The 16823-nt window shown below is 48.6% G+C and carries 13 protein-coding genes; all 13 read right to left on the reverse strand.

What is annotated here, in order from left to right:
- Positions 1-223 precede the first annotated feature (223 nt).
- The 13 genes from ACSR9A_RS25590 to ilvC all read right to left on the reverse strand — a co-directional run bounded on the left by ACSR9A_RS25590 (position 224) and on the right by ilvC (position 16807).
- On the reverse strand, positions 224-1018 hold the full coding sequence (locus ACSR9A_RS25590; RefSeq protein WP_473760625.1) for an SDR family NAD(P)-dependent oxidoreductase: 795 nt from the start codon (positions 1016-1018) through the stop codon (positions 224-226).
- A 208-nt stretch (positions 1019-1226) separates the two neighbouring features.
- Positions 1227-2255: an AraC family transcriptional regulator gene (locus ACSR9A_RS25595; protein ID WP_473760628.1), complete on the reverse strand. Its 1029-nt coding sequence runs from the start codon at positions 2253-2255 to the stop codon at positions 1227-1229.
- 210 nt (positions 2256-2465) lie between these two features.
- Entirely contained in the window at positions 2466-4298 is a 1833-nt protein-coding gene (locus ACSR9A_RS25600; protein WP_473760630.1) for a PAS domain S-box protein, read from the reverse strand.
- Positions 4299-4472: 174 nt separating this feature from the next.
- The gene (locus ACSR9A_RS25605) at positions 4473-5828 is read right to left on the reverse strand and encodes an MFS transporter (protein ID WP_473760631.1); all 1356 of its coding nucleotides are present in this window, start codon (positions 5826-5828) and stop codon (positions 4473-4475) included.
- Positions 5829-6036: 208 nt separating this feature from the next.
- Entirely contained in the window at positions 6037-7554 is a 1518-nt protein-coding gene (locus ACSR9A_RS25610; RefSeq protein WP_473760633.1) for a leucyl aminopeptidase, read from the reverse strand.
- Positions 7555-7635: 81 nt separating this feature from the next.
- Complete coding sequence (locus tag ACSR9A_RS25615; RefSeq protein ID WP_473760634.1) at positions 7636-9015, reverse strand: ATP-binding protein; 1380 nt, start codon at positions 9013-9015, stop codon at positions 7636-7638.
- A 132-nt stretch (positions 9016-9147) separates the two neighbouring features.
- Complete coding sequence (locus ACSR9A_RS25620; protein WP_473760636.1) at positions 9148-10566, reverse strand: anti-sigma-I factor RsgI family protein; 1419 nt, start codon at positions 10564-10566, stop codon at positions 9148-9150.
- Positions 10563-11411 (reverse strand): RNA polymerase sigma factor SigI, encoded by an 849-nt coding sequence (gene sigI / locus ACSR9A_RS25625; RefSeq protein WP_473760638.1) that lies wholly within the window; start codon positions 11409-11411, stop codon positions 10563-10565. Before sigI ends, ACSR9A_RS25620 begins: the two co-directional genes overlap by 4 nt.
- Before the next feature lie 123 nt (positions 11412-11534).
- Entirely contained in the window at positions 11535-11951 is a 417-nt protein-coding gene (locus ACSR9A_RS25630; RefSeq protein WP_341278931.1) for a hypothetical protein, read from the reverse strand.
- 173 nt (positions 11952-12124) lie between these two features.
- Positions 12125-12670, reverse strand: coding sequence for a peroxiredoxin (locus ACSR9A_RS25635; protein ID WP_046232972.1), 546 nt, complete (start codon positions 12668-12670; stop codon positions 12125-12127).
- 143 nt (positions 12671-12813) lie between these two features.
- Positions 12814-13896: a 3-isopropylmalate dehydrogenase gene (gene leuB / locus ACSR9A_RS25640; RefSeq protein ID WP_341278932.1), complete on the reverse strand. Its 1083-nt coding sequence runs from the start codon at positions 13894-13896 to the stop codon at positions 12814-12816.
- 196 nt (positions 13897-14092) lie between these two features.
- Positions 14093-15637, reverse strand: coding sequence for a 2-isopropylmalate synthase (locus tag ACSR9A_RS25645; protein WP_473760640.1), 1545 nt, complete (start codon positions 15635-15637; stop codon positions 14093-14095).
- A gap of 177 nt (positions 15638-15814) precedes the next feature.
- On the reverse strand, positions 15815-16807 hold the full coding sequence (gene ilvC, locus ACSR9A_RS25650; RefSeq protein WP_473760641.1) for a ketol-acid reductoisomerase: 993 nt from the start codon (positions 16805-16807) through the stop codon (positions 15815-15817).
- Positions 16808-16823: the final 16 nt, after the last annotated feature.

The following is a 16823-nucleotide window of genomic DNA, read 5'->3' on the forward strand; positions in this document are numbered from 1 at the left end:
CCAAATTCAATCGCTGGCTGGCGCTGGGTAGGACCCGGAGTTGGCTGGATAAATTTTGGGCTTGATCTTAGATTTGTGGACTCGAGTGTCTGCGTCCCTTGATATCTGGAATTTGCAAGATTACAATGAAATAATTGGAATGGGATAGATAGGAAAAGGAGCTGCGCATGCAGCTCCTTTGATTTTATTCATTATGAAAATCAGTTCTCGAACTAGGACATTTTTAAAAAATAGTCGGTACCATTCCCCCATCCATGCGGATCGGGGAACCTTTAAAGGCAGATGCATAAGGACTGCATACAAATGCAGCTAGCCTGCCAATTTCATTAGGCCTGATAAATCGCTGTATTTCCGATTGAGGCAAATGACCAGCCATAAATTTTTTCTCTTTTTCTGAAAAGGTCAAGCCTTCGTCAGGGTACATGCCTTCAATAATTTGATGCACTTGTTCAGAGAGTGTCGGTCCTGGCATTATCGTATTGACTGTAACTTCTGTTCCTGTCGTTAGTTTAGACAAGCTTTTGGACAATGATAACAGCATGGATTTAGTCATCGCATACTGAGGCATCAGGCCTGAAGGCATGACGGCTTCTTCACTCGCAATAAAGATAATGCGGCCGTCATTATTTTTCAACATGTTAGGCAAATAAAATTTGGTTAAGCCATTTGCTGCAAGAACATTCGTACGGAAGTATTTTTCCCATACCTCATCGTGGGTGTCCTCATATTTCATGATTTCATAAACACCCATATTATTAACCAGAATATCAACGCTTGGGTATTTTTCAAGCAAAGCCTCTCGCTGCCCACTATCCACAATATCGGCTGTAGCATTTTGAGGAGAGGTAGCCGGGAAAGCTGACTTTATTTCATTTACCGTTCGTTCTACCTCCTCATCATTGCGCCCATTAATAAGGACATGAACCCCTTCTTTGGCAAGCTCGGTGGCAATGGCCTTGCCTATGCCCTTCGTTGATCCTGTAACGAAAGCTGTTTTATTGTTTAATCCCATATCCATCTTGCATTTCTCCATTTCATTTACGTATGATGTTGGCGAGCTTATCAGCAGTCATTCTTGCAACAATCCCTTGCTTACGGATAGTCATTATATTACCTTGTCTGGATTGCTCAGTAACTAGCCTATTGCGCCAACCTACTTGCTTAACACGCCAAATGATAAAAGCCTAATAAATGCGAGCTTTCTGGAGAAAATGGTGGAGAGTGGACTAAGTATGAAACGATAGTGCATTTGATCCTAGATGCTCGGTACGCCAATTTGAAGGCGTATCCCCTTCCCAGAGGCGGAAGGCACGGTAGAACGAATTTTGGTCTTCATAGCCAATCAAGAAAGCCACTTCTTTAATTTCGAGCGATGGGTCTGCCAAGTACTCCCGTGCCTGCTCATGTCTAGCTTGTGTCAACAGCTGCTTGAAGCTCGTGTTCTCATCTGTTAGCCGGCGCTGTAATGTACGCTCGCTAATGCTGAGCTCCTTTGCAACAGCCTGAATATCGGGACGCCCTCCTGTGAGGCTGCGTTTTATGATCCATTTGACCGTCTCGGCCATGGACTGGCTATGCTGGTGTTCATCGAGCGTGCGATCTAGTGCAGGGGTCAGAATTTCCAACAGCTCTTCGTTGTACGACATAAAGGGGCGGTCCAAATCTTTTCGATGCAGCGTCAATCGATTGCCTGCTGCACCAATCCGGATTGGACAGCCGAAATAAGCTTCTAGGGCCTGTACATCGCCCATTGTGCTCGAAAATTCGACAAGCTGCGCCGTCAAGGGCTGGCCTGTGCCCCGGCGCCCAAGCTCCAGAAGAAAGGCCAGCGTGACGCCAACCAGCATCGGCGGGCCGGCTTGCTCCGCATTTCGCCATTCCAGTTCGATTGTACAGCGCTCCCCCTCCTCGGTCATACGCAAGCTTTCAGGGGGACAAAGCTGCTTGTACCGAGCCATTCGGTTTAGAGCATCGCGATAGTCGCGAGCATGGTAAGGGGCTAGGACAGTCGGTGGATACTTCGCTGTTTCAAAGGCAGTCGCAAGCTTAATGATTCCAATGGCTGTGTCACCAATGAGATTGGAATAAGCCTGCCAAATCGCGAAATATTGATCTGTAGTAACGAACGGCTCAGTCATTATGGTGAGCGGCAGTCGCGCTATGCGGGCTATATCCTGGGCGGCGATCCCCAGTTGATGCACCCCCTCCCAAAAGCCTGGCGGGATTTTAATGCGGTCCGAGACCTCAGTCTTCATTAAATATGGCACTCCTTTAGCTGCTTACCTGCTCAAGCTATCTTAATTACATTAAACAACACGTAAGACTGTTCCGTCTAATCTGCCTATGCAGCCCCCATATAGACAAAAACCTTCAGCACTTCGCGGGTAGGCGCGAGACTGAAGGTTACAAAGAACAGCATTAGCCAAGCAAGCTGCGCTTAGTATGAATGAGGGAACAGGGCAAAATTAATTTATTTCTGCGATTGCAGGCTTAGCCAGCGGCAGCGTAATTTGTACCTCCGTGCCTTCGCCATGTCGACTAACGATATGTAGTGTACCATGATGGGCCTCAATAATTCTGGAGCTGATCATCAGCCCAAGGCCCGTGCCTTTTTCTTTTGTCGTAATAAAGGGCTGTCCAATTTTCCCAATAATAGAGTCGGTCATCCCAATCCCCTCATCGCGGATAGTCAAGCAAACGCTGTCAGGAACGTTTGAGCGAATGGCAATCGTAACGCGGCCGCCATCAGGCATCGCTTCGATAGCATTTTTGATGACATTAATGAATACCTGCTTGAGCTGATTGGCATCCGCATGAATCATCATTAGGCTGTCTTCCACCTGCGTCTCAATATCCACATTCGTCATAATCGCCTGTGTTTCCAGCACCGAAATAACGCCGCGCAAAATATGTACCAAATTCTCATCGTTGAATCTGGTAAAATGCGGCTTCGCTAAAGTCATAAACTCGTTGACGATTAAGTTAATTCGATCCAGCTCATTGGACATAATATCGAGATATGAGCCATAACCTTCGTTTTTGGTTTTCAGCAATTGCGTAAAGCCCTTGAGCGCCGTTAGCGGATTGCGAATTTCATGGGCAACGCCCGCAGCAAGCTGACCGATAACAGACAGCTTCTCGGAGCGCACCAGCATATCCTCAGATCGCTTGCGATCGGTTAAATCCCGGATTACCGTTAAAATAACCCGTTTTCCCATATAGTTATTAATGCGAATGCTCGACATTTCAACATCTATCGTTTGCCCATCTCTGCATATAATTTGCCGCTCCTCAAACTGGCTCGGCTCCTCCTCGAACATAAAGAGGTCCATCTTTCTCAGCGATTCCTCATGATAGTCAGGATGAATATATTCAAATATCGAATGCCCGATCACTTCGTTTTTGTCATCTGCCGCAACGAGCTTGATTGCTGAATTGTTGGCGTAAATAATAATCCCGTGATCGCTTAGCACAATCGGCTCTGGCAGCAGCTTCATGACACGCTGGTACATCTCGGCGCTTTCCCGCAAGGAACGCTCAAGCGCAACCGATGAGGTCACATCCTTGGCTGAGCCCAGCATCGCCGTTCTGCCTTTGTACATAATGAGCGAGAGATTGACCTCCAAATAAACGAAGCCGCCATCCTTCTTCTTGCCGCGTACGGTAACGGTATAGCGTGGCTCACGCTTTTTGATCAAAATTTCCGCTACCTGCCGCTTAATGGTGAACAGCTCAATCGCATCAATGTAGTCGGCGGTTTTCAGCGTAACAAATTCCTCTCTCGTGTAGCCGAGCATGGCCGACATATACGAGTTAATATATACAATTTTGCGATCCTGCCTGACAAAAACGCCGGCTAGCACATTTTGCGTCAGATGGCTGTAAAGCTGCTCCGTCTCCCGAAGCGCCTTCTCGGTATGCTTTCGTTTCGTAATATCCCGCTCAATGGCCACGATTCCGGTTATCTTGCCGCTGCTGTCTCGAACAGCCGACAGGGTAATGCTCACATGCAGATGCTTGCCGTTCTTGCATAGCTTGGGGTATTCCGCTGCGGCTACCTTCTTGCCCTCAATCACCTGATCGTATAGCCTGGCAAACTCCTTATACAGATGAGCTGGACCGACGGGAAGCTTCCTGCCTACCAGCTCCTCCTTCGTCCAGCCGTACATCTGTTCAAAAGCTGGATTGACATCCAGCACGATGCGCTGCAAATCGACAATAACAATACCATCTGTTGTCTCTTCCCAAATGGAGTTCATATAGGTATGATACAAGTCCGCACTTACATAGTCGCTCATCCGAACCCTCCACTTTCAGCCCTATTCCGTCCTCATAATTTGTAAATTCAACATTGGTTGTTAACTTCCCTGCTAGTACATCTAGATTTATTGGAAAATAAATATATTCCTCCCTGTAATACGTTTACTCTTTTATAAAAAATTAGAAAGACGTGATAGGTTTCACGACACGTATTATGCTGCTTGACGGGCAGCCTTACGAGCAGCACTGCGTGTGTAAAGCAGCGAACTGACGACCGTGCCCAGCACAATAACGGACATGCCCCATAAAATATGATTGAAGGCCTCTGATTTCGCCAGCTGTGCCTGCCATACGATGGCGCTGCCTATCAAAGCGGCAGTCAATGCGCCGCTGAAAAACTGGGCAAGCTGGAACAATCCCATTCCCGCTCCAATTTCCTTTTGCGGCAGCAGCCTCGACATCTCATTGGATACGCTGCTCGTTAAGGCAGAGAAACTTACACTAAGCAGCATATAGATAATGAGAATCGCCCAATACGAATGCACCGCGCTAAAAGCAAGGGCGAGCGAGGCGATGAGCAGGCCGATCGGCGCCAGACGAATAAAGAAACGATTGCCAAGGCGGTCAATCGTACTGCCGATGTATCTTGAGGCAACCATCGTCGCCAGCGAGCCTGGGAATACGATCAAGCCGGACTGGGCAGGTGTTAAATGATACACGCCAGCAAGCACCTGTGGAACGAGAAATAACGCGGCGAAGTTGTTCATGTATGAGGTAACGCCCAGCATGCCGAGCAGCATGTAAGGCTTATTGCGGAACAGATCCGGCTGAACGAATGGATCGTTAGCCTTGTGGATTCTCCACCAGAATAAGGCCACTGCGACAATACCAATGATTAAGGCGATCAGGCTTCTGCTAGTCAACGCAAGCAGGAGTCCCGTCGTTCCGATGCCGATGAGCAAAGCTCCCGCTACATCGAACGTGCCGCTTTTGCGGCTTTCGGCCGGAATCATTTTGTAGAACATGGGAATGAGCACAATCATAATAGCCGTAACTGCAAATAAATAATGCCAGCCCAAATATTCGACGATCACACCGCCGATAACCGGCCCCAGTCCAAGCCCAAGTGACGTTGCCGACATAATAAGCGCCATTGCCCGGCCGCGGCGGTCAGCGGGAATAAACCGTGTAACGAGCACGATGCCAAGCGCGGCAATCGCTCCTGCTCCGGTTGCTTGAATAAGACGTGCCGCCATAAGCAATATAAAGCTATTGCTGAAAAATCCAATAATCGAAGCCACGCTAAGGGAAGAAAGCGCAATGAGAAACAATAGCTTCATCGGTATAAAATCGGAAAGCCTGCTGTACGTAATGGAAGCAATCGCGAACATAATGGAATAACCGGTTACGATCCATGAGGTCGCAATCGCCGTGAGGGAAAATTGCTTCTCCACATCCGGCAGCGCCAGATTAAACATCATTGTATTCATTACGACCAGCGTTAAAGCAAAGCTAAGTATTAAAATGACCAGACCTTCTTTTTTCAGGCCTGCTTCTCCGTTATTCATGCTGCTTCAAAACTCCTCATCCACTGCTTTATTTTTTATATATAGTAACATTTACGTAGTTGGTTATGCTATTTATTTTTTTCGATTGTAGGAAGATGGAAAAAGAGAAGCAACGACCGGAGCCGAGGATCGCCCTCTGCTTCGGTCGTTGCTTTAGTTTAAGCACATTTACTGTTGTCCATCGATACCCGCTTCACCTGCGCTTTACTTACACCTTAGCGTACATCAGCTCGACGAGCGTACGCACCATAACGCCTGTGCCGCCTTTCGGCTCCAGCACCTTCGCCGACTCGCGGAACGACACGCCCGCAATATCGAGATGAACCCAAGGCAACTCCTCAGCGAAAGCGCCAATGAACAATCCGCCGGTAATGGTACCCGCTTCACGGCCGCCGCTGTTTTTCAAATCGGCCGCTTCACTCCGAATTTGCTTCTTATATTCCGGATAGGCCGGAAGCTGCCATACGCGCTCGCCTGCCCGCTCAGATGCTTCGCGCACCTGCTGCATGAGCCCATCATGGTTCGTCACTGCTCCCGTCGCTTGTGAGCCGAGCGCCACCGATACCGCGCCTGTCAGCGTCGCGACATCCACCAGCTTCGTTGCTCCGCGGCGAATGGCCGTCGTGAGCCCATCTCCAAGCACCAGCCGGCCTTCGGCATCGGTATTGACCACTTCCACCGTCAGGCCGTTCATCATCGTAATGACATCGCCCGGTTTAAGCGCGCGATCCGAAGGCATATTTTCCGCCGATGGAATGACCGCAATAATGTTTACTGCCGGCTTGAGCTCGCCAATCGCCTGCATAGCGCCAAGCACGGCCGCTGCGCCGCCCATGTCGGCAATCATTTCCTCCATGCCAGGCGCCCGCTTGAGCGAAATGCCGCCAGTATCAAAGGTGATGCCTTTTCCAATTAGGCCCCAAGTTGCCTTATCGCCTGGCGCACCCTTATAATGCAGCACAATCATGCGCGGCGGGTTGATGCTGCCTTGGCCAACGCCAAGCAAGCCGCCCATGCCCTGCTCGGCTGCCGTCCACTCGTCGATAATCTCAATGTCAAAATCATACTGCCGGGCAAGCTCCTCGGCATACGCAGCAAGTCCTTCCGGCACAAGCTTATTGCCCGCTATATTCGTCAAATCACGGGCGCTGATTACGCCATCAGCACAGGCAACGCCGCGTGTAATTCCTGCGATCCATTGCTCGCTGAAATCAGAAGCAGCACCTTGCGCTTCAGTCCCAGCGATGGAGAAATACACTTTACCGATTGCATAACGCGTCTTCGCTTCACGTTTCTCTGGCAGGCGGTCATGCACCGCCAGCTTCAGCCCTTCAGTCAGCGCCTGAGCCGCTTGCTGCTGGGAAAGTCCTTCCGCTTTCACCGCTGACAGCGGCAGCACCACATGCACCGACTGCGCTTTTATGCGCTTCAATGCTCTTGCCGCCGTTGCCGCTGCAACACGCAAGCCGTCTGCGCCAGATTGCTCCTCATAGCCGACCGCTATTACATGCTCGGCAGCAGGATACAAGCTAAGCGTCTGCATGACATGAGCCTGCTCCGCCTCTCCCTTGAACAGCCCTTTGGCAAACTGGCTGCGAATAGCCTCATCAATTTGCGGCAGCAGCCATTCGGCTGAAGCATCGCTAAGCTCACGCGCGCTAATGAAACGAACGACTGCATCTATTGGTTCAGCACCTGGCGTTCCGTATGTAAATAATGTACTCATGGTCAATCATTCCTCTCCTTTTGGCGCCTCCCGCCCTAAAGATGAAAAAAAATCGGGGGGCATACCCCCGATTTTAATCATTTATTCCGCTAATGGCAAATAAATAATGAATGATGTGCCGCTGCCTACGACGCTTTCGACGCGAATAGAGCCCCCATGATTGCGGATAATCCGGTAACTGACGGATAAGCCAAGGCCTGTCCCTTCTTCCTTGGTCGTAAAAAAAGGATCAAACAATCGAGTCAGCGTTGCCTTATCCATGCCTTTCCCGTTATCCTTCATCGTAATCTCCACATAAGAACCATCGGCTCTCGTTGACAGCTCAATAATACCGATATCATCGCTTTTCCGTTCCGCTACCGCATCGAGCGAATTTTTCACAATGTTGAGAATGACCTGCTTAATCTGCTTCATGTCGATCGAAGCGATGAGCGCATATTCATCCCCTTCGAGCTGCAGCTCGATCTGACAATTGCGCATAAGCGCCTCGCTCTCCGTAAGCAGCGCAACTTCTTTAAGTAGTAAATTAATAGAAAACGCTTTCTTTAATGGAGCTGATGGCTTGGACGAGTTCAGAAACTCATAAATAATATCATTGGCACGATCGATTTCGGCTAAAATAATTCGGGCATATTCCTCTTTGCCCATTTGCAGCAAATACGGGCGCAGCAGCTGGATAAAACCGCGTATCGACGTCAGCGGATTGCGAATTTCATGTGCGATGGCAGCCGCAATTCGACCAAGCATGGCTAGCTTGTCATTTTGCAAAGCCGTTTGCTCAATCTGCTTATACTCCGACACATCTTTGACGCTGAATAGAAAATCACCTTCAAGCTGATCGCCGTAGGTGACCGTTACGAGTAAATGATTGCCATCCCTATCCTGAAACTCATAATTCCGCATGCGCCGAAGCAGCATTTCCTTGTACAGTCGTAAAACCATTTTCCGGGTATACCGGCTTAGCTGCGGATGCCGCAAAATTTCAGGCAAATTGCAGCCCACCAGCGTTTTGCGGGGAATGTCTAGATGCTTCGCCATTTGCAAATTAATGAATGTCAAGATGCCTTCACTGTCAAATAATGCGATGCCGCTGTCCATATGCTGCAGCACATTTTCATACTTATTTTTGACCATTTCAAATGAACGATTGGAACGAAGCAGCATTTCCCTCATTTCCATAAACTTCTGATCATTGGTTTGATTCGCCAGCAAATGAGAACGATAAGCAACCATAAATTCGATTAAAAAAATGAACGAACGATTGTACAATTTGACTGCTTCTTCCGAGTCCACATTCGATACTAATGTCTGCATGCAATCCTCATGGATCGCAATGACATCATCAAGTTGAATTCCCGTTAACTCTTTGCCTAGCTCTGCTGCTTGATAAAGAGAACTTTCCTTATCACTTCGTATGTATTCGGCAAGTGCCGGGAAATAACGCTTTCGCATCATCTGCATCCTCTACTCCCCCCCGGCAGCATCAATGGACAACGCTAATTCAAGCTATACTCATCATAGATTTTGGATGTCCTTCATGTCAATGAGAATATTTGTCGAAAAATGGTATTTTTGCAATGATTTGGACGAATCCTAAGCAGACCTCTGCCAGCTGTATGTATTTTCCACGTTTGTTCGATAGCTAAAACGTTTTTGGTCGTCCCAAATGGTCTTCCCTTTATTTTCCCCGCTGTTCTTCTTGCAATTGTCCTTGTCTTTATTTTTGCCCGTATCCCTGTCTTTAATATCTTTATGGCTATTGTTTCTGTCATCGTTTTTATTTTCACCGTTGTTTTTATCTTTACTTCCATCTTTGTTTACCTGGTTTTTTACGTGCTTATCCTTGTTTTTATGTTTGTTTTTGTCTTTATCCTTATCTTTGTTCTTATCTTTGTCTTTATTCTTATCTTTTTCCTTGTCTTTGTTGTTATCCTTATCCTTAACTTTGTCTTTCTCATTATCCTTGCCATGCTGTCCGTTTTTTTCGTTATCCTTCTGTTTGGCTGGTGTCTCCTTGACAGCTGCCCCAGCAGTCGGCTTAGGCTTCGGTGTAGCTGTCTCTGCGGGCTTCGAAGAAGCCTCAGCGTTCGTCACTGAGCTTACAAGAACAGGCGCGGGAGTTGGAGTAGCTGCTGGTTCAGCAGAAGCGCTATCCACAACCGGTACGGAGGAGGATTGCACCGCCTCTTGCTTTGTCTCCGCCTCAAGCAAGCTTCTCAGGCTTTCTTTGGTCGTTTTATCAGCATGCTTCACAATCGTTTTTACACCGCCAAGCGGCTCGGCTATCATGCTGATGGAATGCTGCTGGAAGTTTTCCAGCTCAAGAGCATAACCTTCATTCTTGGCCATCAAATAAACCGCCATCTTGCCGGAGGACAAGCCGTATGCCTCCGCCGCATCCCGCAGCTCTACCGGGGCGGACAGCGTCAGAATTTCTACAGCCGCCTGCATATGCCCTTCCGCGACCATATCTGTCAAAGCCTTATTAAGCTTAGTCGAAAATAATACATCCATCTGCGGATCATCACCGCCAACGACTACGCTCGTAACTACAATATCCTGCACCTTATCGTCAAAATAGTGCATGCCCGCAATTTTTTGCATAATAGCCGTTGTAACCAGCGCAAGCGATTTATTTTTGTAGGACACTCCGGCGATGACCTGCTTGCCCGCCTCATTGAACGCATGAAGCTCCTGCACCTGCTCACGGCTGTCAATGCCGATTTCAATGCTTGGATTGATGTCCATGCTGAAATAAGCCACTACGGGATGTTTGCCGCTCTGAACATACAGCAGCACAGGCAAAATAAGCAGCACGATAGCCGCAGCCACTCCGGATCTCCACAGCAGCGCTTTGGGTCTCCTGCGCCTTGCCCTCTCCTCCTGCTGGATCACAATTTCATCGCCAACCTGAACGTTGCGAGGAAGCTCGGTATTGATGAATCTGCCATCCGCCGTCAGCACAACTGCCCTATTCTTTTGTATCTGCATTACGACGCCACGGTTCATCATTCTGCCTCCTTGCTCGCTTCTCGCTGCCAATCGTCCAGATCCAGGTAATCTCTCAAAAACGGGTACGTTCCCCTTAAAATACATGCAATGGCAATCATATATTTGCGATTGCGTTCAATCGTCTTGCGGGACAAGCCGCTCGCCTCCGTCAATGCTTTGACCGGCAGCTTGCCCGTCAGCTTTAATTGGCCAAACATTGCGGCATCCTCCGCTAATATTGCTGCTGTACGCATCAGCATTTTGCGTGAATCCGCGTGCTTGGGTGAAGCTTCGACCAGCTCGGCGAACGATACGCCGTATTTCAGCAGCTCCTGATTAAATTCGCCCATCTCCAGCCGGCGCTCATCCGCCGTACTGTTCAGCTCATAAGCGGCCAGCGCCTGCTTCAGCTCAACAGGATTGTAAAGCTGCTCCTCATCGTCTAAACGCTCGAACGTGCTGTATGGAACTGAGGATAGATGCCGCTGCTCACGGCGCACATAGTCAATTAGACGGCGTCTGATGACCGTCTCGGCAAAACCGAGAAAGGATCTGCCAGACTCCGGCGAAAATTGGCTAATGGCCTCGTTAAAGGCGATTAAGGCCACGCTATATTCATCATCCCTGCTTGCATTAACATAACGTTTGCAGAAGCGGCTTGTCACTTTTGCAATGTATGGCTTATAGCTTGCAATAAACCGCTCCCGCAGCAGCGCGTCTCCTTGCTGAATTTGCAGAACCGTCTGCTCCGGCGTCAGGGATGGCTTTGTTTTCGTATTTTTTAATAATGGTTCCTTCGTGTTCGCTTCTACGGTGTCGGTGGGCACGGTTTTCCGCAAGAAACGCTTGAATAATACAAGTAGCAACCGTTCCACCTCTCATTCATAGTTTTCGGTCAATCTGTGTTGCTTGAGGGGGTAGGCCCCGAAATTTATGAGAAAAATGAAAAAGCCCCCAAACGGAGGCCACATTTCATAAAATGATTCATTTTAGACTGATGTTCGCCGCTCTTTAAGCTTATTGCGCCGACTGCTTAATATAGCCAGACGCTTCTTTAATTCACCTTGCCATGCGATGTCGTCAATTTGTTTCGCAAAGCTGAGCAAATCAAGCGATATGTCAATTTGACTCAGTACGACGTCCATCGGATCTTCACTTTCATGATTCACGCAATTTTCCCGCAGTGCCTTGCCTTCTTGCTCCACATACTCCTGAAAATCAACCTCAGCGGCGCCGTCTCCATGTGCGTATTCAGCCAATATTTCATACTCATTTTCTACCAAGTGGTGAATTTCCACACGGTTGCATACCGGGCAGAACAAAATAGGCACGTTATGGATATGTGTCCGAAAATGCTTTAATGTCCCTTTGGTACCAATCATACTAGCTCCACAACAAAAACTCATCGACGACGACCTCCTTAGCTGTTGCCAGTTTGCAGCAAGCACGTTTCGTTTGACATAAACTTATTCGCTTTACACCTGTACAATTCCTGCTTTTTGCGAAATAGAAAAGCCCATGCCAATATTTGGCACGGGCTCTTCGTCTCAGGCTTCTGCTAATGAGAAGTCGATTTGGATTAAACAGACAGCGTTTGCTGACCTGGCTTCCAGTTCATTGGGCAAAGTCCGCCGGATTGCAAAGCTTGCAATACGCGAAGCGTTTCGTCTACGCTGCGGCCAACATCGTTATGGTTAACGACTTGGTATTTAACTTCGCCTTCTGGATCGATGATGAACAGGCCGCGAAGCGCAATGCCTTCTTCTTCAATCAGAACGCCATAATCTTTAGCGATTTTCTTCGTGATATCAGCAGCAAGAGGGAACTCAAGCTTGCCAAGACCATTATCGTTAACGGATGTATTAATCCATGCTTTGTGGCTGTGCTGGCTGTCTACGCTCACACCAAGAATTTCAGTGTTAAGCTTCTTGAACTCAGCAGCAGCAAGGCTCAAAGCTGTAATTTCAGTTGGGCAAACAAAAGTGAAGTCAAGTGGATAGAAGAACAATACCAACCATTTGCCTTTGTAGTCTGCAAGGGATGCTTTGCCGAAACCGGAACCATCACCGATTGCTGTTTCTGCTGTGAAATCTGGAGCTGGGTAACCTACCAAACGTTCTGCCATAATTTGAAATCCTCCTTGAGTTTTAATGATGAGCATGTATCGATGCATTAGCATCGGTGAATATCGCTATCTATTGATAAATATTATCACTAGATTATATTGAAGTCAAGATTGTATTCAATATTTTTTTATAATTATTATAATTAAGCTTTTTTCAGCGCTGCAATGATCAAATCGCCCATTGCCGTTGTGCCAATCGCTTTGCTCTTGTCAACCGCGATATCGCCTGTGCGGTGTCCTGCATCCAGCACTTCTTTAACAGCATCCTCAATCGCTTTCGCTGCATCGTGGTAGCCGAAAGTCAGACGGAACATCAATGCAACCGAAAGAATTGTTGCGATTGGGTTCGAGATGCCTTGTCCAGCAATGTCAGGTGCGGAACCGTGTACCGGCTCGTAAAGGCCGAAGCTGCCTTCGCCCAGCGAAGCGGAGGAAAGCATGCCGATGGAACCTGTCAGCATGGCTGCTTCATCGCTCAAAATATCGCCAAACATGTTTTCCGTTACGATAACGTCAAAGCTCGATGGACGACGCAGCAATTGCATTGCGCAGTTGTCTACAAGCACATGCTCCAGCTCAACCTCTGGGTATTCAGGAGCGATCCGGTTAACCACTTCGCGCCACAGACGGGAAGTTTCCAGCACGTTTGCTTTATCAACGGAAGCCAGACGCTTGCTGCGAGTCATCGCAATGTCAAACGCTTGGCGAACGATACGCTCAATCTCTTGTACATTGTATACGCAAGTATCAACCGCTTCTTCGCCGCCTGCGCCTTCACGACGGAATTTCTCGCCGAAGTAGATGCCGCCTGTCAGCTCGCGCACAACGATCAGGTCAGTGCCTTCCAATACTTCTGGTTTAAGCGTAGAAGCCTCTTTCAAGCAGTCAAATACAGTTGCCGGACGAATGTTGGAGAACAGGCCCAGCGCCTTGCGAATGCCGAGAAGGCCAGTCTCAGGACGAAGCTCCTTCGAGTTGTTGTCCCATTTCGGGCCGCCAACAGCGCCGAGCAATACAGCGTCAGCATTTCTACAAAGATCAAGCGTCTCCTGCGGCAATGGCGTTCCTTTTTCATCAATGGCAATTCCGCCGAACAGGCCGTGCTCGGTTTCGAACTGATAGCCATAAAGCTCTTCTACTTTTTTCAATACTTTAAGCGCTTCGCCTACAACCTCTGGACCAATACCGTCGCCGGCAACTACTGCAATTTTTTTAACTTCTGACATTGTTGTGTAACACTCCTTATTTTTGAGCTCGGATGAGCTATTCTCATTCTGTTATCATTTGTACCATATTTCAGAGCCGAAAACAAAGATATAAAATCTATGGTCTTTATAGGCAATGCTTATAAAGGCTATTGGACACGCATATCGCTCATAGCAAAATCAAATAAAGGAGGAGCTTCCGCTCCCCCTAAGCTAACTAAATCAAGCTCATTTTATCGCGACGGCTTGGCGATTTGCGTTTCTCAATGAGTCGGTTGAGCGCGTCGATGTAGGCACGTGCACTCGCTTCCAAAATATCGGTGCTAAGGCCGCGGCCCTGCGCAGATACTTCGTTTTGGTTCAGTACAACATGCACCTCGCCGAGTGCATCCTTGCCTTGGGATACCGATTTGATCGAATAATCCTCAAGCTCCACAGCTTCCGCAGTCACTTTGTCGATCGCATTGTAAATCGCGTCAACCGAGCCATTGCCTTCCGCTGTTCCTTCGCTAACGCTGCCATCCGCTTGGCGGATAATAACCGAAGCGCTAGGCGTCGATTGGTTGCCGTAGCTCACTTGAATCGTCTCAAGCGTAAATACTTCCGGCGTATCAATGAGCTTTTCTTCCAAAAATGCACGAATATCTTCGTCGGTGACATTCTTTTTGCGGTCAGCCAAGTCTTTGAACTTGGCGAAGGCCACGTTCACCGCTTCTTCATCCAGCTCATAGCCCATATCAATCAGCTTCTCGCGGAATGCGTGACGGCCGGAGTGCTTGCCGAGTACGAGCGAGGACTCTCTTAGGCCGATTGTATCCGGCGAGATGATTTCATACGTTGTTTTTTCCTTGAGCATGCCGTCCTGATGAATGCCGGACTCATGCGCGAAGGCATTGGCGCCTACAATCGCTTTGTTGCCTGGTACAACCATGCCCGTCAGCTTGCTCACCAAGCGGCTCGTCTTGGCAATTTCTTTCAGGTTCAGCGTCGTCGTCGCGCCAAAATAATCGGCACGCGTTGCAAGCGCAAGGGCAATTTCCTCGATTGCGGTATTTCCGGCGCGTTCGCCGATACCATTAATCGTACCCTCTACTTGATCGGCGCCATTAAGTATAGCAGACAGTGCATTGGCTGTTGCCATGCCCAGATCATCATGGCAATGCGCGCTGAGCTGGATCGTCTCGATGTTCGGAACGTTTTGCTTCAGCGTTTTGAAGATGTTGCCGAATTCCTGCGGATTCAAATAACCGACGGTATCCGGAATATTAACGACTGTCGCTCCCGCGCGAATCGCCATATCCGTTACTTCGCAAAGGAAATCAAGCTCTGTGCGCCCAGCATCTTCAGGCGAGAATTCGACTTTATCAAAATATTTCTTCGCATAACGAATAGCGCGCTCTGCTGTTTCCAGCACTTGCTCCTTCTCCATCCGCAGCTTGTGCTTGCGGTGAATCGGGCTTGTCGCCAGGAATAGATGGATGCACGGGTCCTGCGCGCCTTTAAGCGCTTCACGTACCGCGTCAATATCCTGCTCGCGCGAGCGCGACAGGCCGATAATCGTTGCATTTTTGATAGCTGTCGCTACCGCATTAACCGCTGCCAAATCACCGGGCGATGCCGCAGGAAAACCAGCTTCAATCCGGTCAACGCCCAGCTTTTCCAGTTGGAGCGCGATTTCCACCTTTTCCTTCGTGTTCAGGTTGACGCCTGGAGACTGCTCCCCATCACGCAATGTTGTGTCAAAAATATAAATTTTACGCATTTTCCTTGCACCTCCGGGAACAGAATGATCCCGGTACGCACGGACAGCCCTGAGACTGCGCCTGCGCGCAGCTCCTCCGCCGGTGAACCGGGATTATGTCTTCATCGCTTCATGCTATGGGGGCGCATCTTCGCAAGGTTAAACACCTATTTGAAGATACGCCCAAGTTAAAAGATATTACTTCTTGATCCAGTGCATAAGCTCACGAAGCTGTTTGCCTGTTTGCTCGATTGGATGAGCTGCCTCGTTGCGACGAGTAGCGTTCATCATTGCTTGTCCTGATTTGTTTTCCAGGATGAAATCGCGAGCGAAACGGCCGGATTGGATATCTTCCAATACGCGCTTCATTTCTTTTTTCGTTTCAGCTGTTACAATGCGAGGACCCGTTACATAGTCGCCGTATTCAGCTGTGTTGGAGATGGAATCGCGCATCGAGGAGATGCCGCCTTCATACATCATGTCAACGATAAGCTTCAGCTCGTGCAAGCACTCGAAGTAAGCCATTTCTGGAGCGTAGCCAGCTTCAACAAGCGTTTCAAAACCAGCTTGTACAAGTGCGGATGCGCCGCCGCAAAGAACAGCTTGCTCACCGAAAAGATCTGTTTCTGTTTCTTCTTTGAAAGTTGTTTCGATAACGCCTGCACGTGTACAGCCGATACCTTTAGCATAAGCAAGACCGATTGCTTTTGCATTGCCGGAAGCATCTTGCTCGATTGCGATCAAGCCCGGTACGCCAAAGCCTTCTTCATACGTACGGCGAACCATGTGGCCTGGCGATTTAGGAGCAACCAGGAATACGTCTGTATCTTTGCTCGGCTTGATTTGGCCGAAGTGAATGTTGAAGCCGTGGGAGAACATCAGAGCCGCGCCTTTTTTCAGGTTCGGTGCGATTTCCTCGTTGTATACTTGTGCTTGTGTTTCGTCAGGCAGCAGGATTTGAACAAGGTCTGCTACTTTAGTTGCTTCAGCAACGGTCAATACTTCGAAACCGTCTTTTTTTGCTGTGTCAGCGGATTTACCCGGACGCAGACCGATGATAACTTTAAGTCCGCTGTCGCGAAGGTTTTGCGCTTGTGCGTGACCTTGGCTACCGTAACCGATTACTGCGATCGTTTTACCTTGAAGTACGCTTTGATCAGCGTCTTTTTCATAATACAATGTAACTGCCATGTGAATAATTGCCTCC

Source organism: Paenibacillus sp. R-74696, from assembly GCF_055814915.1.